Raw genomic sequence first — 22,766 nt, 5'->3', positions numbered from 1 at the left:
CCGCTTCCGGAGACGACCGGGCCCGATTATGCCTCGCGCGTTTGCGACTGACACACCCTCAAGAGGCTTATGGGAGCAAACAGAACGAGATGCGAGATATGGGCGAGATGTCTTATTTGGCATGGGGGTGCGGGGTGGCTACTAGTGACACACCTCACCTGTGAGCGGGCCCGACCGGCTCGGGCGTTGCCGTCGCCGCGCATCGCCTCCGCCGCCTCGAAGGGGTCCGCGCAGGAGAAGCGGCGGGATCCTCCATGGTGGAGGCCGGGGCGGCCGACGGCCCGACCCGGCACGCTCGATGGCGTCGCGGGTGATGTACGTCTCGGCTGTGCTGTCGCTCACCCGCTCCGGAAGTCGGCCGAATGGCGCGTGGCTCGGGTGGGAGCCGGCCGAGGCTGCTCGACGTGACGAGTGCCACTTCGCAGCGGGGTGAGGGCGCCGGGCAGGACGCGCCGTCCCGAGCGCGCCGCCTGAAGGGAAATCAGTCGATCTTCGGGCTGCGGCGTTCCAGCAGGACGACGTCGCGCCACACGCCGTGGTGGCGGCCGACGCGCTCGCGCGTGCCGATGATCCGGAAGCCGGCCCGCTGGTGCAGCGCGAGGCTCGCGGTGTTCTCCGGGAAGATCCCGGACTGGATCGTCCAGATGCCCGCCGCCTCGGTCGAGGCGATCAGTGCGTCGAGGAGGGCGCGGGCCACCCCGCGCCCCCGGGCTCCGGGGTGCACGTAGACGGAGTGCTCGACCACGCCCGCGTACGCGCAGCGGTCGGAGACCTTTGAAGCGGCCACCCAGCCGAGGAGGCTGCCGTCGGGGTCGACCGCACCGAAACGGTGCTCGGGCAGCCTCGCGGCGTCGAACTCCGCCCAGCTGGGGGCGGAGGTCTCGAAGGTGGCGTTCCGCTCCTCGATGCCGGCTTGGTAGATCGCGAGGACGCACTCCGCGTGCGCCGGGGTGAGTGGCTCGACGCGCATGCTCATGCCCCGCCGGACCGCGTCAGGAGGGCGCCCATGACGGCGAGTACGGCAGGCTCCACCCGGTAGTACACCCAGGTCCCGCGCCGCTCGGAGGACAGCAGGCCGGCGTCCTTCAGCTTCTTCAGGTGGTGGGAGACCGTCGGCTGGGACACGCCCACGTCGGAGATGTCGCACACGCAGGCCTCGCCGCCCTCGTGCGAGGCCACGAGTGAGAACAGTCGCAGCCGCACCGGGTCACCCAGGGCCTTGAACATCACTGCGGCCCGCACGGCCTCGTCGGCCGTCAGCGGGCGCTCGGACAATGGCGGGCAGCACGGGGCTGCGGAGTCCGGCTCCAGCAGGGGCAAGGCCTTCGTGGTCGACATGCCCCCATCATCCCCGAAGATTAGATGGATGTCTATGTTGACGAACGTCGATGCAGGCTCGGGGTTCGCTGTCCGGCCAAGGGCGGCAGCGACCGCCGCGCAGTCGTGCGGCAGGGTCTCAAGGTGAAGATCCAGGAACTGCTTCCCGGCCGCTCCGCTCGCTCCGGCGCGCAGGGGGGAGGGCCCGGCGCCGGCCTTCGTCCCCGACACCCGGACGGCCCAGCCCGGGCGGGTGTCCCGGTCCGTTGTCCGGCGGGTCGCGGGCCAAGTATCCCCCGAGCGGTCAGGATGACCCCGGCCCGATGGTGCCGTCCATGGAGTAGAGGAGTGCCGCATGCTGGAACGACAGCGACGCAAGAACGCCACCGATGTCACTTTCGTACTGCCCGAGGGTGACCCGCCCGGCCCCGTCAGCGTGGTGGGCACCTTCAACGGCTGGCAGCCCGGCGCCCATGTGCTCGAACCCCGGCCCGACGGTACGCGCGCGGTGACCGTCGCGCTCCCCGCCAAGGTGACGCACACCTTCCGGTACCTGGCCGCCGGGGACTACTGGTTCAACGACGAGGGCGCCGACGGCCGCGAAGGCCCCAACAGCTGCCTGCACACCTGAGAGTTCACGGGTGCCCCGAGGCCGCCGGGCGCCGAACCGGCGCCGCTCAGCGCGGCAGGGCGGGACCGAGGGGGAAGAGGTCGGCCGTATCGCTCAGCTCCAGAAGCCGCAGCATCTGGTGACTGGGCGCGGCGAGTCCGAGGACGTGGCCCGACTCCAGCGCCCGACGCCGGGCGGTCAGCAGGGCGTTGAGGCCCGATGAGTCACAGAAGGACGAGTTCCGCAGGTCGACGGTGATGGCGGCGCGTGCCGGCGCGCTGTCGATGGCGAGGAGCAGGGCGGAGCGCAGCTCGTCCGCGTGGTCGACGTCCATGTCGCCCCTCACGTGCACCACGCAGGGCTGCGACATGTCATCGGCGGGCACCGGCTCGGCATCGGGGGCCTCGTTCGTGGCGATCATGGCGAACCTCCTCGTACACGGGGCGCCTGCCCGCCGACGTACACCGCATGCGCGCACCACGGCGCACCGCGACCGTCCCGCCGCAAGAGCCCGGGGAGCCGACGGCGGTCCGGGCATCCGCCCGTGACCCGGACGTCGGGATTGACGGGCGGTGTGCCGGGCAGGCGCGGCGGAGACGGCGGGGGACGTGCTCGGAAAGCACCGTGGCGCCCGCGTCGACGGCCGGCGCGGCCGGATCAGCCCCGCGGACGCGGGTGCGACTCCCTCCGCCTCGACCGGGATTCCCGGCAGCGCCACCCCGCGGCGCGGTGCACCGGGGCCGCCGGGACACACGGCCCCGGGGCGCGCCCCCGGCCCCTTCGTCGACCCGGACGACATGCGGCACGGCTGACGCCACGGCGGGCGTCCCGCGCGGGGAGCGGGACACCGGTGAAGCCCTGAAGATCCGGCCCCATGGGGGTTTCAGGTGGATCGAACGCGGCAAGGCGCCACGCATGGTGCGAATCGGATACACGATGATGACCGAGCAGGCCGGACCGCGTGAGCTGGTGTCCCACGTGGTGGGAGCGGAGGAGGCGGGGTTCGACTTCTCGGTCATCTCCGACCACTCCTTCCCCTGGCTGCGATCACAAGGGCACGCGCCGTACGCGTGGAGCGTGCTGGGAGCGGCCGCGCAGGCCACCTCCCGGATCCCGCTCATGACATACGTGACCTGCCCCACCTTCCGCTACCACCCCGCGGTCGTCGCGCAGAAAGCGGCGACGATGCAGATCCTGTCGCAGGGCAGGTTCCGGCTGGGGCTGGGCTCGGGGGAGAACCTCAACGAGCACATCATCGGCGCAGGTTGGCCCGCCGCCCACGTGCGCCTGGAGATGCTGGAGGAAGCCGTCGAGATCATCCGCGGGATGTTCACCGGCGAGTACGTGAGCCACCACGGCGCCCACTTCGACGTCGAGAACGCCAGGCTCTGGGACGTCCCCGACGAGACCACACCGATCGGTATCGCCGTCTCGGGACCCCGCTCGTGCGAAATCGCCGGCCGGCACGGCGACCTCGTGATCGCCACGGAACCCGAGCGCGAACTCCTGGACCGGTTCGACGCCCACGGCGGCGCCGGCAAGCCCCGCGTCGGACAGCTCCCCGTCTGCTACGACACCGACCGCGACGCGGCCGTGGCCCGCGCCCACGACCAGTTCCGCTGGGCCCTCGGCGGCTGGAAGGTCAACTCCGAACTCCCCGGCCCCGCCGGCTTCGAGCAGGCGTCGCAGCACACCCGCCCCGAGGACGTCGCCGAATCGATCGCGTGCGGCGACGACGTGGACGCGTTCGTCGAGGCCGTACGTCCTTACGCGGAAGCGGGGTTCACGGAAGTCGCCCTCGTCCAGATCGGAGGCGACCGGCAGGCACCCTTCCTGGAATGGGCCGAGTCGAAACTGCTGCCCGCGCTCCGCGAGCTGTGAGGAGGCCGCCGCCATGGACCGCGCTGCCCTCTTCGACGTCGACGGAACCCTCGCGGACACCAACCACCTCCACGTGACGTCCTGGTGGGAAGCGCTGCGCCAGTCCGGCCACCGGGTACCCATGCACGCCATCCACCGGGCCATCGGCCTGCCCGGCGAAGACCTCCTCGACCACCTCCTCGACGAGGACCGCGACCGCGATGACGACGAGCGGCTCAGCACCGCCCACGACACCCTGTACGCCACGTACTTCGACAGGCTCCCCGCCCTGGACGCGGCCGCCGACCTCCTGCGGACGCTCTCGCGGGCCGGATGGAAGGTACTGCTCGTCACCTCCGCGACGGACCGGGAGCTGGAGGCCCTGCGCCGGGCCGTCGACGCCGACGACGCCATCACCGACACGGCCACCTCCGACGACGTGGAGACGGGCAAGCCCGCACCGGACCCCCTGCTCCACGCCCTCGAACTGGTGGGGGTGCCGCCCGGTAGGGCGGTGTTCGTCGGCGACACCGTCTGGGACATGCAGGCCGCCGTCCGTGCCGGCGTCCCCGGAGTCGGCCTGCTGTGCGGCGGAATTCCCCGCTCCGACCTGCGCGAAGCGGGAGCCGCCGCCGTGTACGGGGACCCCGCCGACCTCCTGGCGGGCCTCGGCCGCAGCCCCTTCTCGCAGGTGCCCGCCGAGTGAGTCCCCGACGAATGCGCGGGGCGGGCACGGGTAGGCGCTGGACATGCTTCCAATGATCGACAGCACGGTTCCGCTGCTGCTGAGGGGCTACGGATGGCTCCCCGACCTGCGCCGGCGCCACCAGGACGCCACCGTCGTGCGCACGCGGCTCGGCGGCCACCGGGCCGTCGCGCCGCACGGACCCGAAGCGGTGGAGTTCTTCTACGACGAGCGCCACGCGGTACGCGGAGGCCTGGCCGCAGCGGCCCGAGAAGAAGGACGAAGCCATGAGCAGGACCACACCGTACGGCGATGACGTCTACCAGCCCATCGACCCGGACGACCCGGCCGAGGCGCAGCCCGACATGGAGAACGCCCTGGACGAACCGGGCCTCGACGACAACCTGGACACCGGGTACTCGCCGCCCGAGAAGCCCTTCGCCGTCAACGACCACGGCACCACGGCGGAGGAGGTGCGCGCCGGGGAGAGCCTCGACCGGCGGCTCGCCCGTGAGGTCCCCGAGGTCGACGCCGAAGACGACGACCGGACCTGGGACGACGTCGGCGCCGAGACGGGAGAATCCGCCCAGGCGGGTCCCGTACGGGCGGGACGGCTGGCCCCCGCCGGGGAGACCGGGTCCGGCCACCACCACTCCGTCCGGGCCCACGACGTGGGTGTGAACGGAGGCGCCGCGTCGGCGGAGGAAGCCGCCGTCCACCTCATCGAGGAAGAGGACGAGGACCGCACCGGGGAAGAGGACGGGGACCGCGGAGGCGGCGCGTGACCCGAGGCGTCAGCCGTGAGGGTCAACGGCGGGGGCCGTGAGCCTCACATCGTAGGACCCGTTCATCCGGCTGCCGCGTGTACACACGGCGGCCGGGCGGCGAGATGTTAGACAGCGGCTTCACCCATAGCGGAGCCCGAGGAGCGGTCGGATGAACCAGACCCCAGCACCCCACCGCCCCCCGGCCGGGGCGGACGCGGTACCGGAGGCCGAGGCCCCCTCGGGCGGGGCGCCGGACGCGGCCGAGGACACGCTGGGCCGCGCGGTCGGGATCCTGATGGCACTGGTCCCCTGCACCTCCGAGACCGCCCGCCGCATCCTCGCCGACGCGGGCCGGGCGGCTGGCGCCACGCCCCGGCTCATGGCGCAGACGGCCATCGCCGGTCGCGCCCACCCCGGGCAGGGCGACCCGGTGCTCGAACGGGCCCTGCGCACCGTGATCGCCCACGCCCGGACCAGCTCCTCCGCACCGGGACCCGCGGCCGCGGGCATGCTCCCGGCACCCTTCGTGCTGCGCCAGCACCTGAACCACCTGCGCGCCGCGCGCCGCCGCACCCTGGCCGCGCCGGACGACCCCGCCCTGCGCGCCGAACTCGACAACGCCACGTACACGCTGTGCGTCCTGATGGGCCGCAACAGTGCCCACGGGGCACTCCGGGCGGCCGAGGAAGTGGTGGCCGCCCACCGTCTGCCTCCGTCCCAGGACCCCGCCCGGCCCACCGCGAGCGGCCCCGCCTGACGGCGCCCGCCCGGCGGCGAGGAGTGCGGCCGGGCCCCGCGGGTAGGCGCCACACGGCAACCGACCGGGGGAGCCGTGCCTCGCGGGTCCGGTCCCGAGCGGGAACACGGGCCGCGGCACCGTTCGTGGGAAGGAACCGAGCAGATGACACCGCACCCAGCGGCCGGGCAGGATCCGGGCGCCACGCGCGTCGTGGTCGTCGGAGCCACCGGCAACGTGGGCACCAGCGTCGTGCAGGCCCTGTCCGACGACCCGGCCGTCGCCTCCGTGCTCGGCCTGGCCCGGCGCGTACCCCGCTGGCGGCCGCCGAAGACCCACTGGCAGGCGATCGACATCGAACCGGGCGGCGGCGACCTCGTACCGCTCTTCACCGGCGCCGACGCCGTCATCCACCTCGCCTGGAAGTTCCAGCCCACCCACCACCCGGAAGAGACCTGGCGCACCAACGTCCTCGGCAGCCTCCGGGTCTTCGACGCCGTGGCCGCCGCGGGCGTACCCGCCCTCGTTCACGCTTCCTCGGTCGGAGCGTACTCACCCGGCCCCAAGGACCGGGCGGTCGACGAGTCCTGGCCGACCCACGGCTGGCCGCAGGCCGCGTACACGCGGGAGAAGGCCTACCTCGAACGGGTGCTCGACGCGTACGAGCGGGCGCACCCCGCCATCCGCGTCGTCCGGATGCGCCCCGCCTTCCTCTTCAAGCGGGAGTCGGCCTCCGAGCAGCGCCGCATCTTCGCCGGCCGGCTGCTGCCCGGTCGCCTCGTACGCCCCGAACTCGTCCCCGTCGTGCCCGACCTGCCGGGGCTGCGCTTCCAGGCGCTGCACACCGACGACGCGGCCGCCGCCTACCGGGCGGCCGTCACCCGTCCGGTGCGCGGCCCCTTCAACCTGGCGGCCGAGCCGCCCCTGGACGCCGGGGTCCTCGCCCGCGTCTTCGACGCGCGGAGCCTGCCGATGCCCGCCGGTCCGGCACGGGCCGCCCTCGCCGCGGCGTGGCGGCTCCACCTGGTACCCGCCTCTCCGGACCTCTTCGACGCCGTGCTGCGCCTGCCGCTGATGGACTGCGCCCGTGCGCGGGAGGAACTCCTCTGGGAGCCGCGGCGCACGTCCGTGGAGGCCTTCGAGGAGTTCCTCGCCGGACTGCGGGGCGGAGCGGGCATGGACACCGCGCCACTGGCCCCCGACCGGGCCTACGCCTCCTCCTCGCTCCTGGCAGGTGCCTGACCGTGGGCGCGCCCCGGCCGGAGGTCAAGGAGGTGGTGTGCGGGGCCTCCGGGCGGGTAGCCGCCCCCCATGGACACACGACGCCCCCCTCGCCCCCTGGCCGTCGTCACCGGCGCCTCGAGCGGCATCGGCTTCGAACTCGCGGGTGAGTGTGCGCGCCACGGGTACGACCTCGTGATCGCGGCCGAGAACGAGCTCCTCGATGACGCCGCGGACCGGCTGGGCGTGCACGGCGGCTCCGTGCGCGCGGTGACCACCGACCTCGCCACCTACGACGGTGTGGAGGTCCTGATGGGCGAGCTGCGCGCGGACGGCCGGCCGGTGGGCCTCGCCGTCCTCAACGCGGGCATCGGCCGGGGCGGCGCCTTCCTGGACACGGATCTCGCGGACCTGGCCCGGGTGATCGACGTCAACGTCTCCTCGACGGTGCACCTGGCGAGGCGCCTGCTGGCGGACATGGCAGCGCGCGGCCAGGGCCGCATGCTGATCACCTCGTCGGTCGCCGCAGAGATGCCGGGCCCCTACAACGCCGTCTACAACGCCTCGGAGGCCTTCCTCCAGTCCTTCGCCCAGGCCGTGCACAGGGAGCTGCGGAGGACCGGCGTGACGGTCACGGCCCTGATGCCCGGGGCGACCGACACCAGGTTCTTCGTCCGGGCCGGGCTGCTGGACACCCGCGTCGGCCGGTCGAAGAAGGACGACCCCTCGCTCGTCGCCCACCAGGGGTACCGCGCGCTCGTGACCGGCCGGCCCAGAAGGGTGGCGGGCTCCCTGCGCACCAGGGCGCAGGAGCAGATGGTCCGCCGGCTTCCCGTCCCCGCCCGGACCGCTCTGCACTCCCACTGGGCGCGGCCCCACGGAAGCGGCAGCCACCTGTAGGAGGTACCACCTAGGCGGCCACCAGGGGCTTCTCGCCGATCGGCGCACGGTGGGCAAGGCGCTGGGCTGAGGCCGAGGGCCATCAGGCGGCGCCCGAGCGCCGTCGGGCGGCACCGGGCCCGGCTTCAGCGCAGTGCGTCCGCGAGGAGCTGGATCGCGAGCGCGGAAGCCGCCCGTGCCGCCGTCGGGTCACCGCCCTCCAGCGCCTGCCTGGCGATCTCGACCGCCGCGCGAGCGCGCTCCGCCACGTCCGCGGGGTAGGTGTTGGAGTTGAGCGAGACCTCCGCTCGCCTGATGTCGACCAGAGCCGCGTCTTCGTCGGACCCGGACGGGTAAGGGGTGTCGCTCTGCACCGGCGCCTTCCTTCGGTCGTTGCCCGCTTTCCCGCCGCGGACCCTAGGAGTCCCCCAGGAGTTCCCTAAGAGTCCTTTCCGCGGCCGCTCATCACGTCGCGCAGGCGGTCGACGAGGCCGACTCCCGGCGTGAGCAGCTTGTTCGCCGGCGGCTTGTGCGGAGCCGAGGGGTGGGGCCGGGTCGGCGCACTCTTCTTCGCGGTGCGCACCTTGTCGCCGAGCGCGTCGAGCGTCTCGGCGGAGCACATCGAGCGGAGCCGCGGGAAGAGGTTGCCCTCCTCGTCGGCCACGTGTTCGCGGACGTCGCCCATGAGCTCGCTGATCAAGGGATCGAACCGGGGGTCGGCGGCGCCGCAACCCTCCAGATCCTTCATGGTCCGCTCCGCGGCGGCATGGTCCTCCAGCTCCTTGTCCGCGAGGGCGTCGCCGCCGGGCAGGTGCTCGCGGACGGCCGGATACAGGTACGCCTCCTCCGCGACGGAGTGCCGGACCAGCTCCATCGTGGCCTTGTCCGCGAACACCTTCCTGCGGGCGTCCCCGGACGGAAGCCCTTCGATCTTCGTGAAGAGCTCCTCCACCTCGCGGTGGTCGGTGATCAGCTCTTCGATGACGTCACCGCCGTGTCCCATGGGGTCCTCCTCGTTCGAACGCGGGGGTCCTTGCTCGGCCGGCCGTCGGGTCCGTGTTCTGCACCACCATCCGCTGCCACCATTCCAATACGGGGGATATCGCCGATATCGTGGCGTTCTCCTCTCCCGCGAGCCGGACGGTCCATCGTGCCCACAGACCTCTCCCTGTCACCGCTCATAGCGGCGACGACGCGCTGGCTGACCCGCGCCTACCCGTCGGGTGGCGGCGTATTCCAGAGCAGCCTCGTCGAGGCCCAAGCCCGCCAGGCCGTGACGGCCGCGGCCTGGCTGCGGTACCCGACGGACCTCGACGCGCAGCTCGTCGCCCTGTCGGGGCCGGGCGGCACCGACCGGCTCGACCGGATCACCGGAGAGGACGCCGCCCCCGCCGTCCTGGAGGGGGAAGCGCAGGGTCGCGCCTGGCGTACCTGGGTGGACGAGGTCCTCGTCAGCTGGGCGGCGTGCCTGCTGAGCGATCCGGCCCTCGCCGCGGCCGCGGCCCGAGCCCTGGCCTCCACGGAGCACGCCCGCGACATCGCGGTCGCCTTCCACCGCTTGACCGCTCCGGGGGAGGACGACCGGCGCGCGGCCGCGCTGCTGCGCCATCCCGACCTGGTGGAGCCCGTCGCCGAGCTGTACCGCGCGGAGCTCCTGCGGTGTCTGGGCGCCCATCCCGCACCGACCGGCTGACCGGCTGCCCCGCCCCGCGGCGGGGACATCGGCGGGCGCCCGGCGGGTAGCAGCGTAAGACCGGTACCGGCTCGACATCGCCTACGACACCGTCCGCGAGGTACTCGACGTCGACCTGATCGGCTCCTTCCTCTGTTCCCAGCACGCGGCGTGCCGCATGATCGCCCAGGGCGACGGAGGCATGCTCCGCATGGGCCCGATGGCCGGCTCCCATCTGGAGGACGACGGCTGGCGGCGCCCGTGAATCCCGCAGCGCCGTGGACGTCCCCGGTCTGTGAGGGAGGCGGCCACCGGGCGGAGGCGCGCCGGGGCGGGGCGGTGGTCAGGGGCTGAAGAGGATCTTCACGGCCCCGTCCTGCTTCTTCTGGAACATCTCGTACGCCTCCGGCGCCTCCGTCAGGGGCAACCGGTGCGTCGCGAAATCCTCGACGCCCAGCGGATCGGCGTCGGTGAGGAGGGGAAGCAGGTCGTCCACCCACCGCCAGACGTTGGCCTGGCCCATGCGCAGCTGCACCTGCTTGTCGAACATGGTCAGCAGGGGCATCGGGTCGGCCATGCCGCCGTAGACGCCCGACACGGAGATGGTGCCGCCCCGGCGGACGAGCTCGATGGCGAGGTGGAGGGCGGACAGGCGGTCGATGCCGGCGCGCCGCATCAACCTCGCGGCCAATGCGTCCGGCAACAGCCCGGTCAACTGCTGCAAGCCCCTGGCCAAGGGCGCGCCGTGGGCTTCCAGGCCGACGGCGTCGATGACGGAGTCGGGGCCGCGCCCGTCCGTGGCCTCGTACACGGCCTCCTTGATCCGGTCGCCGTACTCGTCGAGGTCGAAGGTCCGCACCCCGTGGGCCCGCGCGCGTCGCAAGCGGTCCGGTACGAGATCGATGCCGATGACCTCGGCCGCGCCGCGGTGGGCGGCGATGCGGGTCGCCATGTCTCCGATCGGACCGAGCCCCAGCACGGCGACGGAGCCCCCCGGCGGGACGGCCGCGTACTCGACCGCCTGCCACGCGGTGGGCAACACGTCGGAGAGGTAGACGAACCGGTCGTCCGGGGGACCGGGCGGAACCGCGATGGGCAGGGTGTTCCCGAAGGGCACGCGCAGGTACTCCGCCTGCCCGCCCGGAACCTGGCCGTAGAGCTTGGTGTAGCCGAAGAGCGACGCGCCGTTGCCGTACTCGCGCACCTGTGTCGTCTCGCACTGGGACTGCAGGCCCTGCCGGCACATGAAGCAGGTACCGCACGAGATGTTGAACGGAACCACGACCCGGTCGCCGGGCCGCAGCGCGGTCACCCCGGGGCCGGCCTCCTCCACGACGCCCATCGGCTCGTGGCCCAGGATGTCGCCGGCGTCCAGGAAGGGGCCGAAGGCCTCGTACAGGTGCAGGTCCGATCCGCACAGGCCGGTCGTCGTCACTTTGACGATGACGTCCGTGGGGTCCTGGATGCCGGGCTCCGGAACGGTGTCGATGCGCACGTCGCGTTTGCCGTGCCAGGTCAGTGCCTTCACGAGATCACCTTCAACGGTTCGAGGCGGAACCCCGGGATCCGGGTTCGGCCATCTTCCGGTGCATTTCGGCCTTCACCCGGTCGGGCAGCACCTTGTTGGCCAGGCCTTGCACCTTGGTCTTCAGGGACCCGGCGACGACCTTGTCCCTACCGGCGAAGAGGGCGTCCAGCCCCTGCCGGGCCACCTGTGCGGCGTCGTCCTTCGGTTGCCGGGCGACTTCCGTGTCGCCCATGTCGGCGCGGCGGAAGAAGTCGGTCTCCGTCGGGCCGGGCATCAGCGCCGTGACGGACACGCCCGTGTCCTTCAACTCGTTCTGCAGCGCCTGGGCGAAGGACTGCAGGAACGACTTCGAAGCGTTGTACACGGCTTGGAAGGAGCCCGGCATCGTCGAGGCGATGGAGGAGGTGACCAGGAGGTACCCCTCCTCGGCGGCGACCATGTCGCGCAGGAACCGCTGGGCCAGGTGCACTGTTGAGCGGACGTTGAGGTCGACGATCTCCAGCTGATCGGCGAGATCGCCCTCGACGAACCGTCCCCCCTGCCCGACGCCCGCGTTGAGCACCGCTACCGCCACGGGGCGCCGCGTCGCCGTGACGGCCGCGTAGAAGCGTTCGGCCTCCTCGTACTCGCGCAGGTCCGCCTGGACGGCCCGCACCGTCACACCGGTCCGCTCGATGTGCTGGGCCGCTCTCCGCAGGCGCTCGTGGTCCTCGGCGTTGATCACGAGGTCGAATCCGCGTTCGGCGAGCTGCCGGGCAAGTTCGAATCCGATGCCGCTCGATGCGCCGGTCACCACGGCGAGGGGTCTGATGTCGTTCATGACCCGCGCCTACCCCCGTCCCGGAAAACAGTCACACGCCCGCTCGGCGCAGTGTGCCGGGTGAAGCCGGGCCATTCCGGCCGGGTGCGCGTTCACGGGAGCTGCCGGCGGTACCAGCGGCGCAGCATCAGGGCGGCGAGGAGCAGCGTGGCCGGCCAGGCCAGGACGAAAACCGTGATCCACGCGGGGGAGCCGGTGGCGACGGCGAGGGCCGGCAGCACCAGGCAGGCCAGACGCAGGCGAGGAGCAGAAGACGGCCCAGCCCGCTCCGGGGGCCCCGCCGGCCGGCCAGGCCGTGCCCGAGGCTCCCGCGCATGCCGCGCAGGATTTCGGCCCCGTGCCGGTTCACGCGCTCGCGCGCGCTCTCGGGAGGCCCGTCCTCGGGAAGGTCGCGCCCGCGGGACTCGGCGGGCTTCGTCAACTCCTCCGGCGCGACCACGCGCACACCGTGCAGCCGCAGTTCGGCGGCGGCCGGCGGCCTCTTCTCCCTGTCGTCCGCCGCGGGCTCCGGCCGGGTTCTGCTTCTTGTCGGCTACGGCTTGTTGGCTATGGCGCCGAGGTACTGGTTCAGCCGTTTCAAGCGGGTGTCGACGCTCTGCGAGGAGCGCGTCAGGGCTTGGAGCTCCTTCAACACCGCGAGGCCGGCGAGCAGGGCCGATCGCGCCACCGGGTCGGTGATGTCGCCCAGGGCCGCCCGGACCTCCTCGGCGAGCTGTGCGGAGGAAGGGCCTGCGGGGGAAGGGCTTGCGGGGGAGGGGTCTGCGGAGGAAGGGTCTGCGGAGGAAGGGGCTGGGCCTGTTGCCGAATCCATGGTGTTCTCCCTTTCAAGGCGGCTGATGAGGCTCCGTAGATGACTGCTTGCCCGGGGTGCCGTCCTTCCCGGCGTTCTCGGCGTCGCTGGCCGCCCTCGTGGTTCCGCAGAGGGGGACCACCGGCATGCGGCCCTGCTGCCGCTGCCGCATCACTCCTGCTGGTCGGCCAGCTCGAGGGCGACGAGCTGGAGAACCTCCTGCGCCGCGCCCTGCCGCCCGGATTCCGAGTCGTAGGCGTCGGCCACCGCGTCGAAGGCCAGCATGAATCCGTTGACCAGTTCGCTCCAGGGGCCGGACAGCTGCTCCAGCGTCGCCCGGGCGACCTCGTTCGCACCGGCTCCAGCCGGGACGCGGAACGTCGAGGGCGTCACCTCGGCGCACAGGCTGGACACGTACTCCGGGGCGACGCCGCTGCGCATACCCGTGAGTACCGCGATGGCTTTCAGTCTGATCTCGTTGTCGCCGGCGATCACGGCGCCTCCTCGGACGGGCTTCTCCCAGCTCGCTAGCGCCTTCCCGCGCCCCGCCCCGCCAAACAGGCTCCTGCGCCGTCCTGCGCCGTCCTGCACCATCCTGCGCCGTCCTCGGCCGGCCGCGTCGATGGGCGGACGTCTCGGAGGCTTCGTACTCTGACTGAATGAGCGGTCCCTACCGGGGCAGGTGCAGAGCGCATCCCGTGGATGTCTCGTGGTCCGTACCGAACGCGATCGCCGGTGCGAGCCCTGTCTTCCGTCCCGGCCGTGAAGTGGAGGCGAACTTCGCATGACCGAGAGCGCGGCTCCGTACCTCTCCCCGGCGCGGGTCACCGTCCTGGGCGTGCACCCCGGCGACCCGCCGTTCCGCATCGTGGAGATCGACGGTGAGTTCGTCAGCACCGCCAGGTCCATGACGGACGTGATCCTGACCGCAGCGGCCTCGGGCATCACGATCCACGACCTGGACGACCCCGACGAGGTCCGCTGGGTCGGCGGTGGAAGGTTCCACTGGAGTAGGCCGTGATGCGGCGGGCCAGGACGGCCGCGAGACCAGAGGAGACGACCGTGAACGACAAGGGACGGGCAGCGGACCGGCCGGCGGAGCGGCGGGTCGCCGAACTGCCCGACATGGGTGCCATGGTGGACGAACACGGCCGGCCGCCCGGGGTGCCGTCGCGCACGGGTACCGGATCGACCGCGCCGCCCGCCGATCCGGAGCGTGTGGAGCGGGCCGTCGGAGACCCGCCTGCCGAGGCGCGGCCTTCCGGGCGCGGCGGGGAACGGAGGGGTGAGCGGTGACGGTGAACGCACACAACCCGTCCGTGGAAACAGGCCTGCCCGCGTCGTTCGATGCGGCAGCCGTCGGGTGGCTCAAGGCCCTGGACCGCATGGAGCGAACCACGGTCGCGGATCCGGTACTTCGGGTGCTGCAACGGGGCATCCGGGCCCTTCCGCTGGGCGGAGCACGTGATCTCCTGCGCGGCAGGCCGCTGGGGCACCCCCTGCACCCTGTGCTGGTACAGGTGCCGATCGGCTGCTGGCTGTCGGCCGGCGTACTGGACGTCGTACCCGGAGGGGGGCCCGCGGCCACGACGCTCACAGCCGTCGGACTGGCCGGGGCGGGGCCGGCGGCCGTGGCCGGCTGGCTGGACTGGGCGGACCTGCCGCCGCAGCAGGCCCGGGTCGGGCTGGCCCATGCGGTGTCGAACGTGGCCGTGATCGCCTGTTATGCGTCCTCCCTCGCGGCGCGGGTCCGTGGTCAGGCGGTCAAGGGCAGGATCTGGTCCCTCGCCGGGCTGGCGTCGCTCGCCCTGAGCGGCGCGCTGGGCGGACACGTGGCGTACCGGCAGGCCGTCGGCGCGGATGCCGTGCCGTAGGGCGGAGGGGAACAGAGCCGTGGGGCAGCGCAGAGCGGGCGGAGGCCGTGATCGGGGTGGCCGAGGCCCTGGTCGCCGCGGCCCGCGTCGGGGCCGAGGAATCCAGCCGGCTCCTGCGGGAGGCCATCCAGGGGGCGAGGGCGGCGGGTCACAGCTGGGACAGTGTGGGCGGAGTGCTGGGACGCGTGCCGCGCGAGCGGACTCGGCCCGGCGGTCGAGAGGCTCCGGCACGGCCGGCTGGAGATGCGCATCCGCGGCAAGGTCAGTGGTCCGCGATCCGACGCGATCAAGGGCGGATGTCCTTGGCGACGAAGCGGCCGGCGCCGAGCACGAGGACGAAGGTGACCTGCTGGTCGACGGAGAGACCCGTGAACGAGGCCTCGAGGTCCGCCTGCTCGAAGTAGACCGGCTCTTCGTGGCCCAGGGGGACGAGGAAGCCGTAACCGGCCTGCCGGTTGTAGGACTGGATGAATCCGGTGCAGCGCTCTGTCATGGGTCACCGTCCTCCGCAGGGGTCCACGACGTCTCCTGGCCGGGCGCGACGTGTGCGACACCTTCCTGCCGGAATCCGCGGACGGGCGTCGCCCTCTCCGGCCCTGCCGTGGCTTTGTCCGGCACACAGGACGAATCGTTTCTTCTGTCGGTATCACCGCTCCATCTGCCGAATATGCGTAAAACCACCCACATGCGTGGTTTTCCGCTACGGCCAGGGTGCCCGCCGACGGCACGGATGAGGCGCATCCGCAGCGGAACCGATTCTTCCCCTGCTCGTTAGCCGTGGGTGCGTCCGTCCATCTGACCGGCTGCCGAGCCCCGGCCAGACCCCGCTCCGCCGCGCGGGCCGGATGTGACTGCTGTGGGTGCCCTCGTCGGCGGGGGCACCCACCCCCCCAGGTGAGATCCGGCTTCGCCGAAGGCCTCAGGCCGTCACCCCCGGATCGGCCGTCGACGGCCCCGCCCGTCGGCCTGCCGGGGCGTCGCCGGACTGCGAGGGAGACCCGAGGCGCGCTGCGCAGGGGGCCGCGCCCCGCCTGGGCTTCCGTTCGTCGGAGCGGCCGGGACGGGCAGCGTCTTCGACGACGCGTGGATCGAGCCGCCCGCCTCCTGCGATCCCCGCGCCCAGGTCGACGTACTCCTGCCCACGGCAAGAGGCGTGACGCCGGAGCTCCCCGACGGCGAAGCCGGTTTCACCGCGGCGCCGGGGGGCGTCGCCCCGAGGGCGCCGCGGGAACCGGCATGTCCGGATCTGAGACAACCTCGTCATTGCGGACATGGGCGTGTGCCGAAAGGATCTCCCCATGCCCGCACCGCACCGCATCGTCATCGTCGCCTTCCCCGGCGTGGAACTCCTGGACGTCACCGGCCCGGGCGAGGTGTTCTCGGTCGCCTCCCGCGTGGCCGGTTCGGCTCGACCCGGCTACCGCCTGCAGATCGCGACGGCCGACGGTGGCCCGGTCACCACGTCCAGCGGCATCCGGCTGCTGGCCGACCTGCGGCTGGACGAGGTGGAGGGACGGGTGGACACCCTGCTCGTGTCAGGCGCGGTCACCCACTACGAGGGCGGCGGCGCCGAAGCGGTCGTCGATCCGACGGTCACCGACTGGCTGCGCGAGGCCGCACCCCGGGCCGGTCGCACCGGATCCGTCTGTGCCGGCGCGCACCTCTTGGCCGCGGCCGGGCTGCTGGACGGAAGGCCGGCCACGACCCACTGGCTCACCGCCGCTCAACTGGCGGCCGAACACCCCGGGATCAAGGTCGATCCGGACCCGATCTTCATCCGGTCCGGGCGGGTGTGGACGTGCGCCGGGGTCACCTCGGGGATGGACATGGCGCTCGCGATGGTGGCCGAGGACCACGGCCAGGCCGTCGCGCTGGCCACGGCGCGCCTGATGGTCATGTACGTCAAACGCTCCGGCGGGCAGAGCCAGTTCAGTGTTCCGCTCTCCGTGCAGGCGCCGACCAGCGACCGGATCGACGAACTGCGCCAGTGGATCACCGAGCACCCGGAAGAGGACCTCTCGGCCGAGGCGCTCGCCGAGCGCGTCAACCTCGGCGCACGCCACTTCTCCCGCCTTTTCGCGCAGCGCACCGGTACGACACCGGCCGCCTACGTCGAGTCCACCCGTCTGGAAGCCGCCCGGCGCCTCCTCGAGGAGACCGACGGCAGCCTGCCGCAGGTTGCCGCCGCCAGCGGCCTCGGCTCCGTGAAGACCTTGCACCGCAGCTTCCGCCGCCGGCTGGGAACCACTCCGGCCGAGTACCGCCGCCGCTTCCGCTAGCCCTACCTGCCCTACCTGCCCGACCGCACCCGTCAGAGCCCGGGGGCCTGCAAAGCATGCCCGCACCCACCTCACATGCGAGGGAAGAACCCATGTCCCGCACGAAGATCATCCCGATTCCGGTCCTCGGCAAGCACGCCGTCAACGCCTACCTGCTGCTGGGGCGCCGTCCGGTCGTCGTGGACGCCGGCACTCCCGGCAGTGCCCGTACGATCAGCGCCCACATGGCCCGGCACGGGGTCGACCCCGCAGACCTCGCGCTGATCGTCATCACCCACGGCCACATCGACCACTTCGGTTCGGCCGCGGAACTGCACCGGCTCACCGGAGCCCCCGTCGCCGGGCACGTCGCCGACCTCGGTCCCTACCGGTCGGGCCGGGTCCGCGAGCCGTACCTCCCGACCGGACCCATGGGCCGCCTCATGGCCAAGAACAGGAAGTTGCACGTCCGGGTCGACCCCTTCGAGCCCGACGTCCTGATCACCGGGGAGACGGATCTGACGGACTTCGGCATCGCCGCCCGCGTCATGCCCACTCCGGGGCACACCGCCGGCTCCGTCTCCGTCCTCACCGACGACGGGGACCTCGTCGCGGGTGACCTCGTCGCCAACTCCTTCATGGGCCTCATCCCCGGAAGGCCGGCCAACCCTCCCTTCCACGACGATCCCCAACGCAATCTCGCCAGCCTGCGAGCCATGCTCGCCCTGAACCCCGCGAGCCTCCACGTCGGCCACGGCACACCGCTCGATCCCGACCGCGTGCGCCGCTGGGCGGAACGCGAGCAGCGACGCCTGGACCGGCTCGCCTCCCGAGGCCGCCTCCGCGCCCGGCCGCGGGAAGAGGAGTCCTCGGGCGATCTCCGCTAAGCGACTCCCGGCCCGCGATGTGACAGGGCCGGGGGGAGGTGGCCGGGAAGCCCGCTCCGCCCGGACAGAGGGACGGCCGGGCGGACCCGATGACGCGGCCGGACCGCGGACGTAAGCCTTTCGTCACCACGACGGAGCTGGCGCCACGGACCTTCGCCGCATTGAATGCGGTGGACGGATCCGCGAGGAGAGGCAACGGCGAAGATGGCAGAGACAAAGCGGCACGGGCGAGCGAGGCTGCTCGTCGGCGTGGTCGTCGCGGCGGCGCTGGCGCTCGGCGCCGGCCTGTACTGGTTCCAGCCGTGGAAGCTGTGGCAGGACGACACCGTCCGCGAGGCCCTGCCGACCGCACCGTCACCGTCACCGTCGGCCCCGGCCCCGGCCGCATCCGGGGCCGCTGCCCCGGCCGGCTCGCCGACCCCGGCTGCTCCCGCCGGGCCCACGACGGTGGCCCGGGGCTCGCTGATCAGCCACGAGCACACCACCACGGGCACGGTCAGGGTGGTCCGGCTCCCCGACGGCTCCCTCACCCTGCGCCTGGAGAACCTCGACACCAGCAATGGCCCCGACCTGCGGGTGTGGCTGACCGACGCGCCCGTGAAGGAGGGCACGGCGGGCTGGCGGGTCTTCGACGACGGCAAGTACGTGAGCCTGGGCAAGCTCAAGGGCAACAAGGGCGACCAGAACTACGCGATCCCGGCCGGCGTGAACACGTCCGACTACAGCAGCGTCACCATCTGGTGCGACCGTTTCGACGTCTCCTTCGGCGCGGCGGCACTCGGAGCCGTGTGAGCGGCCACTGGACGGGTCTTTCACCTCCAGTCCGCGCCCCGCTCGGCCCGATCGGTCGACCGGGCCTGCTCGCCGCTCCGCGGCAGGCGGCTCACAGCAAGGGCCGTGACGACCACCGCGTACGCGCACAGCACGGCGGTCCCGGCCCACCACGGAAGCGGGAAGTACCCGGCGGACGGCGCGTAATGGGCCACGACCTGCGGATACTCGACGAGGGTCTGCTGGGCGGTGAAGCCGGCGGCCGGAGTGGTCCGCAGCAGCCACTGCGACAGGCCGTCGGGCAGCAGCGGGAGCGTCGTCACGGCGTAGGGCACCACGATGGCCGCGACGGCGACGAGGATCGCGGGCACGCCGCGCCGCAGGATGGTGCCGAGCGCGAAGGCGAGTACGGCCGAGAGGGCGAGCGCCGCGGCGACACCCGTCGTGACCCGCACTCCGGTGAGCGTGGTCATCCCGATGACGGCGACCCCGTTCCCCTGGAGGATCATCCTGCCGACCAGGATCACGGTGGCCACGGAGAGGAGCCCCGTAACGAACGTCGCCGCTCCGACGATGGCCGCCCTCACCACGAATACCCGGCGTTCGAGCGCCGCGCCGCCCGCCGGCTCGCGGCGGTAGCGGCTCGTGGCGAACCGCACCGCGACCACGATCACGATGAGCAGGGTGATGCTCAGGCCGCCGAGGGCGCGCTCCGCGGGGCGGGCCCCCGAGGTGGCGCCGGGACCGATGTCGCCGATTCCGGCGACGGTGATCGTTCCGCCTTGCTCGATCGCCCCGGACGCCTTGTGGTGCTTCTCCCAGTCGGAGCGGTTCATCTCGCCGACGGCATCGCCCTTCCACCCCCCGGCGCCGGACGCGCCGTCCAGGCTGATGTTGTCGAAGGAACCGACGGCCTGCGTGAAGCGCACCTGTTCCGTGGCTCCGCCGAGACCGGTGCGCCGTAGCGTCAGGTCGCCGGGCGAGGTCGCGAACAGGCCCACCTGCACGGTCCCGGGCAGTCCGGGCAGCTTCGCCGTGCCGACCTTCGCCCAGTGCTCGCCGTCGGCGGACTCGAAACCCGTGACGGTGTCGCCCGACCGCGCCAGCCGCAGCCACCGTGGCGACTGTGCCGAGACCCCGCGGTGGCCGCTGCCGGCGATGTCGTGGTCGTAGGCGTACTGCATCCGCACCCCGTGGCCGCCGGTGAGCATCAGAGCCGCGTACGAGGATCCTTGGCGGACACCGTCCTTGATGATGATCCCCGCCTTCGCCCACGGCACCAGGCCGGGGACGATCTGGTCGTGGTGGGGCGGCGGGTAGGTGATGGTGCCCGTCATCGACGTCAACCGGACCGTGATGCTGCCGTTCTCCGGCAGATCACGGTGCACGAAGTAGAACTGGTCGCTGACGGGCGAGCCGTTCGGTCCGATCGGATCGGTCGCGCACGGGCCGGCGCAGGAGGCATGGTTGCCGAACGCGTAGAGGAGACCGAGGGCGAGGAGGACCAGCGCCGCCGACGCCATCGCCACCAGCCTGCCCGGACGTCGGAAGCCGGTCCATTCCTGCCGGAGCAGTTCGTTGGTTGTGAGCATGGTCCGGTTCTACGCAGACGCCGGTAACGGGGTCCGAACGGCCGCTGTCATGACGCTGTTAGGTGCGTCGCGGCATGCTGGGTCCCGTCGGACCCGACAGGGAGAGGAAACATGGGCGAGCCGCGCAGCAGGACCGTCGGACGGCGCTTCACGATTCTGTACGCCACGGTCTTCCTCCTGTCGGGGATCGGGCTGCTCGCCCTGACCTACCTGCTGTCGGGCAGCGACTCGTCGAGCGTCGCTCCCGTGCAGCTCCCCTCCGGTGGGCCGAGCCCGGGAGGCGAGCAGCACATCCGCGATCTGGAGGAGCAGCTTGCGACCGTGCACGCGCGGCAGTCACGCCAACTGCTGTTCGGATCGCTGATCGCGACGGCGGTGATGGCCGTCGTCTCGCTCCTGCTCGGAAGGCTCCTCGCCGGCCGCGTCCTACGCCCGTTGCGGCTGATCACCACGGCGACGCGGCGGATCTCCGCGGAGAACCTGCACCAGCGGCTCGACGTGACCGGACCCGCTGACGAGGTAAAAGAGCTCGCCGACACGATCGACGGCCTCCTGGCGCGGCTGGAGGCCTCCTTCGCCGCGCAGCGCCGGTTCGTCGCCAATGCCTCGCACGAACTGCGTACGCCGCTGGCGACGATGCGGGCGTCGCTGGACGTGGCCGTCGCCAAACCGGAGCCGGCGGTCCAGACCGTCGTACTCGCCGACCGTTTGCGGCCCCAACTCGACCGAGTGGACGGCTTGTTGGACGGCTTCCTCGTTCTGGCCAGGGCGCAGCACGGTGTACCGCCCGATCGGGTTCGCGTATCGCTCGGCGAGCTGGCGAGGGAGGCGCTGACCGCACGGGACACCGACATCGCGGCGAAGGCCCTGGTCGTGGACGACGGGGTACGGCCGAACACCGCCTGGACGCGGGGCAGTCCGGCCCTGCTGTCCCGCATGGTGCAGAACCTGATCGACAACGCGATCACGCACAACCAGGAGGGCGGTTGGATCCGGATCGTCACCGAGGGCGGCGGCGCCGTATCCCGCCTCGTCGTGGAGACCGGCGGGAGCGTCCTCGACCAGCGCCAAGTAGACCGGCTGACGCAGCCGTTCGAGCGGCTCGAAGCCGACCGGACCGGCTCGGAGGAGAGTTCCGGCCTGGGGCTTTCGATCGTCGCCGCGATCGTCGCCGCGCACGGCGGCCACCTCGACCTCCGAGTCCGGCCGGAAGGCGGCCTGAGGGTGACCGCCGCGATGCCGTCGACGGCCGGCTCCCGGGGCGAGGGAGGAACGGCACCTTGAGGATCCTGGTCGTCGAGGACGCGCGCTCACTCGCGGAGGTCGTCGCCGAAGGGCTGCGGGATCAAGGGATGGCCGTCGACGTCGCGCACGACGGGCTGGCCGCGGCCGCCAGGCTCGACGTCAACGCGTACGACGTGGTGGTCCTGGACCGGGACCTGCCCGGTATCCACGGCGACACGCTCTGCCAGATGATCACCGAGCGGGACGATCGCGCGATGGTGCTGATGCTGACCGCGGCCGGGTCGCCCGGCGACCGCGTCAGCGGTCTCACGCTCGGCGCCGACGATTACCTCGCCAAGCCCTTTCACTTCCCGGAACTGATCCTGCGCATAAGGTCGTTGGCCCGCCGTAGGCCGGTGGCCCTGGCCCGTACGCTGCGTGCGGGCGGCCTCGAACTCGATCCGGCACGCCGCATCGCCCTGCGCGAGGGCAGTCGGCTCGACCTCTCCGTCAAGGAGTTCGCGGTCCTGGAGGCGCTGCTGCGGGCCTGTCCCGGCTTCCTGAGCGCCGAGGACCTGCTGGAGCAGGTGTGGGACGAGTACGCCGATCCGTTCACCAACACCGTGGCCGTCACCGTGGGCCGGCTGCGCCGCAAGCTGGGCAGTCCGCAGGTCATCACGACGACGCCCGGGGTGGGTTACCGCATCCCCGGAGATCCGTCCGACGGTTAGAGCGGGGTGGGCCCCCACCCCCATGTGGTGGGGGTGGGGGCCGTTGTTCGCTGCGGGGTGCTCAGAACTGCGTGGAGATGGTGACGCCGGCGAAGTCCTGGACCGCGTTCAGGCTGATGTAGACGTAGCCGGTCGGCGGGTTGTTGATGGTCAGGGTCTCGGTGTTGCCGCTCTGGGCCGAGCGCGTCGTGTAGTTGTTCGTGGTGGCCCAGGTGGTGGGGCTGTAGTAGAGGTCGGCGTTGCCGGTGCCGCCCGAGACGGTGATCTTCAGCGAGGAGGTGCCGGCGGGGACGTTGAGGTAGAAGTAGCGGTAGTCCCCGGTCTTGGCGGAGACGTTGGAGCGCGCGCAGTCCGCGGCCAGGATCCGGGTGTCGGCGGCCGTGCACTCGGCCGGGGCCGAACCGAACCGGGTCGAGACGGTGACGCCGGCGAAGTCCTGGACGGCGTACAGGCTGATGTAGACGTAGCCGGTCGGCGGGTTGTTGATGGTCAGGGTCTCGGTGTTGCCGCTCTGGGCCGAGCGCGTCGTGTAGTTGTTCGTGGT

At 72.2% G+C, this 22,766-nt stretch carries 30 protein-coding genes; 17 read left to right on the top strand and 13 right to left on the bottom strand.

From position 1 onward, the window contains the following. Nucleotides 1-481: 481 nt before the first annotated feature. Both ACFWBY_RS14780 and ACFWBY_RS14775 read right to left on the bottom strand, forming a co-directional pair. Nucleotides 482-976, bottom strand: a complete 495-nt coding sequence (locus tag ACFWBY_RS14780; RefSeq protein ID WP_385338126.1) for a GNAT family N-acetyltransferase — start codon at nucleotides 974-976, stop codon at nucleotides 482-484. Beyond that, nucleotides 973-1,338 carry an ArsR/SmtB family transcription factor gene (locus ACFWBY_RS14775; RefSeq protein WP_385338129.1) on the bottom strand — a complete coding sequence of 122 codons (366 nt, stop codon included), beginning with the start codon at nucleotides 1,336-1,338 and terminating at the stop codon, nucleotides 973-975. The genes ACFWBY_RS14780 and ACFWBY_RS14775 overlap by 4 nt, the downstream gene beginning before the upstream one ends. 334 nt (nucleotides 1,339-1,672) lie before the next feature. On the opposite strand from ACFWBY_RS14775, the gene ACFWBY_RS14770 reads away from it, so the two are divergent. Next, nucleotides 1,673-1,948, top strand: a complete 276-nt coding sequence (locus ACFWBY_RS14770; protein WP_385338132.1) for an isoamylase early set domain-containing protein — start codon at nucleotides 1,673-1,675, stop codon at nucleotides 1,946-1,948. A gap of 46 nt (nucleotides 1,949-1,994) precedes the next feature. On the opposite strand, the gene ACFWBY_RS14765 is transcribed toward ACFWBY_RS14770, so the two are convergent. Then, nucleotides 1,995-2,348, bottom strand: coding sequence for an STAS domain-containing protein (locus ACFWBY_RS14765; RefSeq protein WP_385338135.1), 354 nt, complete (start codon nucleotides 2,346-2,348; stop codon nucleotides 1,995-1,997). Between the two features lie 494 nt (nucleotides 2,349-2,842). On the opposite strand from ACFWBY_RS14765, the gene ACFWBY_RS14760 reads away from it, so the two are divergent. From ACFWBY_RS14760 to ACFWBY_RS14730, 7 genes are all read left to right on the top strand, one after another. Next, nucleotides 2,843-3,808, top strand: a complete 966-nt coding sequence (locus ACFWBY_RS14760) for an LLM class F420-dependent oxidoreductase (protein WP_385338137.1) — start codon at nucleotides 2,843-2,845, stop codon at nucleotides 3,806-3,808. 13 nt (nucleotides 3,809-3,821) lie between these two features. Continuing rightward, nucleotides 3,822-4,493, top strand: coding sequence for an HAD family hydrolase (locus ACFWBY_RS14755; protein WP_385338140.1), 672 nt, complete (start codon nucleotides 3,822-3,824; stop codon nucleotides 4,491-4,493). 43 nt (nucleotides 4,494-4,536) lie between these two features. Continuing rightward, nucleotides 4,537-4,788 (top strand): hypothetical protein, encoded by a 252-nt coding sequence (locus ACFWBY_RS14750; protein WP_385338143.1) that lies wholly within the window; start codon nucleotides 4,537-4,539, stop codon nucleotides 4,786-4,788. Next, nucleotides 4,760-5,257, top strand: coding sequence for a DUF5709 domain-containing protein (locus ACFWBY_RS14745; protein ID WP_385338146.1), 498 nt, complete (start codon nucleotides 4,760-4,762; stop codon nucleotides 5,255-5,257). The genes ACFWBY_RS14750 and ACFWBY_RS14745 overlap by 29 nt, the downstream gene beginning before the upstream one ends. Before the next feature lie 151 nt (nucleotides 5,258-5,408). Beyond that, complete coding sequence (locus ACFWBY_RS14740) at nucleotides 5,409-5,996, top strand: DUF5133 domain-containing protein (protein ID WP_385338149.1); 588 nt, start codon at nucleotides 5,409-5,411, stop codon at nucleotides 5,994-5,996. A 144-nt stretch (nucleotides 5,997-6,140) separates the two neighbouring features. Next, the gene (locus ACFWBY_RS14735) at nucleotides 6,141-7,217 is read left to right on the top strand and encodes an NAD-dependent epimerase/dehydratase family protein (RefSeq protein ID WP_385338152.1); all 1,077 of its coding nucleotides are present in this window, start codon (nucleotides 6,141-6,143) and stop codon (nucleotides 7,215-7,217) included. Nucleotides 7,218-7,286: 69 nt separating this feature from the next. Next, a complete protein-coding gene (locus ACFWBY_RS14730; RefSeq protein WP_385338155.1) occupies nucleotides 7,287-8,096 on the top strand; it encodes an SDR family NAD(P)-dependent oxidoreductase in 810 nt (269 codons plus the stop codon). 125 nt (nucleotides 8,097-8,221) lie between these two features. Here ACFWBY_RS14730 and ACFWBY_RS14725 read toward each other — a convergent pair whose 3' ends face one another. Beyond that, a complete protein-coding gene (locus tag ACFWBY_RS14725; protein WP_385338159.1) occupies nucleotides 8,222-8,449 on the bottom strand; it encodes a hypothetical protein in 228 nt (75 codons plus the stop codon). A gap of 65 nt (nucleotides 8,450-8,514) precedes the next feature. Next, on the bottom strand, nucleotides 8,515-9,078 hold the full coding sequence (locus tag ACFWBY_RS14720) for a hemerythrin domain-containing protein (RefSeq protein WP_385338162.1): 564 nt from the start codon (nucleotides 9,076-9,078) through the stop codon (nucleotides 8,515-8,517). A gap of 147 nt (nucleotides 9,079-9,225) precedes the next feature. On the opposite strand from ACFWBY_RS14720, the gene ACFWBY_RS14715 reads away from it, so the two are divergent. Further along, a complete protein-coding gene (locus ACFWBY_RS14715; protein ID WP_385338165.1) occupies nucleotides 9,226-9,768 on the top strand; it encodes a hypothetical protein in 543 nt (180 codons plus the stop codon). 322 nt (nucleotides 9,769-10,090) lie between these two features. Here the strand turns inward: ACFWBY_RS14715 and ACFWBY_RS14710 are convergent, their stop codons facing one another. The 5 genes from ACFWBY_RS14710 to ACFWBY_RS14690 form a co-directional block, all read right to left on the bottom strand. Then, nucleotides 10,091-11,275, bottom strand: coding sequence for a zinc-dependent alcohol dehydrogenase (locus tag ACFWBY_RS14710; protein ID WP_385338168.1), 1,185 nt, complete (start codon nucleotides 11,273-11,275; stop codon nucleotides 10,091-10,093). 10 nt (nucleotides 11,276-11,285) lie between these two features. Then, nucleotides 11,286-12,095 (bottom strand): SDR family NAD(P)-dependent oxidoreductase, encoded by an 810-nt coding sequence (locus tag ACFWBY_RS14705; RefSeq protein ID WP_385338171.1) that lies wholly within the window; start codon nucleotides 12,093-12,095, stop codon nucleotides 11,286-11,288. A gap of 92 nt (nucleotides 12,096-12,187) precedes the next feature. After that, a complete protein-coding gene (locus ACFWBY_RS14700; protein ID WP_385338174.1) occupies nucleotides 12,188-12,316 on the bottom strand; it encodes a hypothetical protein in 129 nt (42 codons plus the stop codon). 311 nt (nucleotides 12,317-12,627) lie between these two features. Further along, a complete protein-coding gene (locus ACFWBY_RS14695) occupies nucleotides 12,628-12,906 on the bottom strand; it encodes a hypothetical protein (RefSeq protein WP_385338176.1) in 279 nt (92 codons plus the stop codon). A gap of 150 nt (nucleotides 12,907-13,056) precedes the next feature. Beyond that, the gene (locus tag ACFWBY_RS14690; RefSeq protein WP_385338179.1) at nucleotides 13,057-13,380 is read right to left on the bottom strand and encodes a hypothetical protein; all 324 of its coding nucleotides are present in this window, start codon (nucleotides 13,378-13,380) and stop codon (nucleotides 13,057-13,059) included. 289 nt (nucleotides 13,381-13,669) lie between these two features. On the opposite strand from ACFWBY_RS14690, the gene ACFWBY_RS14685 reads away from it, so the two are divergent. From ACFWBY_RS14685 to ACFWBY_RS14675, 3 genes are read left to right on the top strand one after another with little or no spacing between them, the layout of a single operon-like run. Next, on the top strand, nucleotides 13,670-13,906 hold the full coding sequence (locus tag ACFWBY_RS14685) for a hypothetical protein (RefSeq protein ID WP_385338182.1): 237 nt from the start codon (nucleotides 13,670-13,672) through the stop codon (nucleotides 13,904-13,906). Nucleotides 13,907-13,947: 41 nt separating this feature from the next. Next, the gene (locus tag ACFWBY_RS14680) at nucleotides 13,948-14,181 is read left to right on the top strand and encodes a hypothetical protein (protein WP_385338185.1); all 234 of its coding nucleotides are present in this window, start codon (nucleotides 13,948-13,950) and stop codon (nucleotides 14,179-14,181) included. After that, on the top strand, nucleotides 14,178-14,759 hold the full coding sequence (locus ACFWBY_RS14675; protein ID WP_385338188.1) for a DUF2231 domain-containing protein: 582 nt from the start codon (nucleotides 14,178-14,180) through the stop codon (nucleotides 14,757-14,759). The genes ACFWBY_RS14680 and ACFWBY_RS14675 overlap by 4 nt, the downstream gene beginning before the upstream one ends. Before the next feature lie 286 nt (nucleotides 14,760-15,045). On the opposite strand, the gene ACFWBY_RS14670 is transcribed toward ACFWBY_RS14675, so the two are convergent. Further along, nucleotides 15,046-15,252: a cold shock domain-containing protein gene (locus tag ACFWBY_RS14670; RefSeq protein ID WP_385338191.1), complete on the bottom strand. Its 207-nt coding sequence runs from the start codon at nucleotides 15,250-15,252 to the stop codon at nucleotides 15,046-15,048. 805 nt (nucleotides 15,253-16,057) lie between these two features. Between ACFWBY_RS14670 and ACFWBY_RS14665 the strand changes: the two genes are divergently transcribed. From ACFWBY_RS14665 to ACFWBY_RS14655, 3 genes are all read left to right on the top strand, one after another. Then, the gene (locus tag ACFWBY_RS14665) at nucleotides 16,058-17,038 is read left to right on the top strand and encodes a GlxA family transcriptional regulator (RefSeq protein ID WP_385338194.1); all 981 of its coding nucleotides are present in this window, start codon (nucleotides 16,058-16,060) and stop codon (nucleotides 17,036-17,038) included. Between the two features lie 92 nt (nucleotides 17,039-17,130). After that, nucleotides 17,131-17,904, top strand: a complete 774-nt coding sequence (locus ACFWBY_RS14660) for an MBL fold metallo-hydrolase (protein WP_385338196.1) — start codon at nucleotides 17,131-17,133, stop codon at nucleotides 17,902-17,904. Between the two features lie 204 nt (nucleotides 17,905-18,108). Next, a complete protein-coding gene (locus ACFWBY_RS14655) occupies nucleotides 18,109-18,696 on the top strand; it encodes a DM13 domain-containing protein (protein ID WP_385338199.1) in 588 nt (195 codons plus the stop codon). Between the two features lie 20 nt (nucleotides 18,697-18,716). Here the strand turns inward: ACFWBY_RS14655 and ACFWBY_RS14650 are convergent, their stop codons facing one another. Beyond that, nucleotides 18,717-20,267, bottom strand: coding sequence for a hypothetical protein (locus tag ACFWBY_RS14650; protein WP_385338202.1), 1,551 nt, complete (start codon nucleotides 20,265-20,267; stop codon nucleotides 18,717-18,719). Between the two features lie 111 nt (nucleotides 20,268-20,378). Here ACFWBY_RS14650 and ACFWBY_RS14645 point away from each other — a divergent pair, with 111 nt between their 5' ends. Continuing rightward, a complete protein-coding gene (locus ACFWBY_RS14645; RefSeq protein WP_385338206.1) occupies nucleotides 20,379-21,551 on the top strand; it encodes a sensor histidine kinase in 1,173 nt (390 codons plus the stop codon). After that, complete coding sequence (locus tag ACFWBY_RS14640) at nucleotides 21,548-22,222, top strand: response regulator transcription factor (protein WP_385338210.1); 675 nt, start codon at nucleotides 21,548-21,550, stop codon at nucleotides 22,220-22,222. Before ACFWBY_RS14645 ends, ACFWBY_RS14640 begins: the two co-directional genes overlap by 4 nt. 61 nt (nucleotides 22,223-22,283) lie before the next feature. Here the strand turns inward: ACFWBY_RS14640 and ACFWBY_RS14635 are convergent. After that, nucleotides 22,284-22,766, bottom strand: a 483-nt coding sequence (locus ACFWBY_RS14635; RefSeq protein ID WP_385409662.1) for a PPC domain-containing protein, incomplete at its 5' end; no start/stop codon positions are given.

Source organism: Streptomyces sp. NPDC060049, assembly GCF_042736715.1.
Lineage (GTDB): Bacteria > Actinomycetota > Actinomycetes > Streptomycetales > Streptomycetaceae > Streptomyces.
Note: the sequence above shows the minus strand (reverse complement) of the source record. Positions and strands in the feature narration are given on the sequence as shown.

What these genes read in the sequence shown, in the direction of transcription:
- ACFWBY_RS14780 (WP_385338126.1), bottom strand. Translation starts at nt 976, where the DNA reads ATGAGCATGCGCGTCGAGCCACTCACCCCGGCGCACGCGGAGTGCGTC.
- ACFWBY_RS14775 (WP_385338129.1), bottom strand. Translation starts at nt 1,338, where the DNA reads ATGTCGACCACGAAGGCCTTGCCCCTGCTGGAGCCGGACTCCGCAGCC.
- ACFWBY_RS14770 (WP_385338132.1), top strand. Translation starts at nt 1,673, where the DNA reads ATGCTGGAACGACAGCGACGCAAGAACGCCACCGATGTCACTTTCGTA.
- ACFWBY_RS14765 (WP_385338135.1), bottom strand. Translation starts at nt 2,348, where the DNA reads ATGATCGCCACGAACGAGGCCCCCGATGCCGAGCCGGTGCCCGCCGAT.
- ACFWBY_RS14760 (WP_385338137.1), top strand. Translation starts at nt 2,843, where the DNA reads ATGGTGCGAATCGGATACACGATGATGACCGAGCAGGCCGGACCGCGT.
- ACFWBY_RS14755 (WP_385338140.1), top strand. Translation starts at nt 3,822, where the DNA reads ATGGACCGCGCTGCCCTCTTCGACGTCGACGGAACCCTCGCGGACACC.
- ACFWBY_RS14750 (WP_385338143.1), top strand. Translation starts at nt 4,537, where the DNA reads ATGCTTCCAATGATCGACAGCACGGTTCCGCTGCTGCTGAGGGGCTAC.
- ACFWBY_RS14745 (WP_385338146.1), top strand. Translation starts at nt 4,760, where the DNA reads ATGAGCAGGACCACACCGTACGGCGATGACGTCTACCAGCCCATCGAC.
- ACFWBY_RS14740 (WP_385338149.1), top strand. Translation starts at nt 5,409, where the DNA reads ATGAACCAGACCCCAGCACCCCACCGCCCCCCGGCCGGGGCGGACGCG.
- ACFWBY_RS14735 (WP_385338152.1), top strand. Translation starts at nt 6,141, where the DNA reads ATGACACCGCACCCAGCGGCCGGGCAGGATCCGGGCGCCACGCGCGTC.
- ACFWBY_RS14730 (WP_385338155.1), top strand. Translation starts at nt 7,287, where the DNA reads ATGGACACACGACGCCCCCCTCGCCCCCTGGCCGTCGTCACCGGCGCC.
- ACFWBY_RS14720 (WP_385338162.1), bottom strand. Translation starts at nt 9,078, where the DNA reads ATGGGACACGGCGGTGACGTCATCGAAGAGCTGATCACCGACCACCGC.
- ACFWBY_RS14705 (WP_385338171.1), bottom strand. Translation starts at nt 12,095, where the DNA reads ATGAACGACATCAGACCCCTCGCCGTGGTGACCGGCGCATCGAGCGGC.
- ACFWBY_RS14695 (WP_385338176.1), bottom strand. Translation starts at nt 12,906, where the DNA reads ATGGATTCGGCAACAGGCCCAGCCCCTTCCTCCGCAGACCCTTCCTCC.
- ACFWBY_RS14685 (WP_385338182.1), top strand. Translation starts at nt 13,670, where the DNA reads ATGACCGAGAGCGCGGCTCCGTACCTCTCCCCGGCGCGGGTCACCGTC.
- ACFWBY_RS14670 (WP_385338191.1), bottom strand. Translation starts at nt 15,252, where the DNA reads ATGACAGAGCGCTGCACCGGATTCATCCAGTCCTACAACCGGCAGGCC.
- ACFWBY_RS14665 (WP_385338194.1), top strand. Translation starts at nt 16,058, where the DNA reads ATGCCCGCACCGCACCGCATCGTCATCGTCGCCTTCCCCGGCGTGGAA.
- ACFWBY_RS14660 (WP_385338196.1), top strand. Translation starts at nt 17,131, where the DNA reads ATGTCCCGCACGAAGATCATCCCGATTCCGGTCCTCGGCAAGCACGCC.
- ACFWBY_RS14655 (WP_385338199.1), top strand. Translation starts at nt 18,109, where the DNA reads ATGGCAGAGACAAAGCGGCACGGGCGAGCGAGGCTGCTCGTCGGCGTG.
- ACFWBY_RS14650 (WP_385338202.1), bottom strand. Translation starts at nt 20,267, where the DNA reads ATGCTCACAACCAACGAACTGCTCCGGCAGGAATGGACCGGCTTCCGA.
- ACFWBY_RS14645 (WP_385338206.1), top strand. Translation starts at nt 20,379, where the DNA reads ATGGGCGAGCCGCGCAGCAGGACCGTCGGACGGCGCTTCACGATTCTG.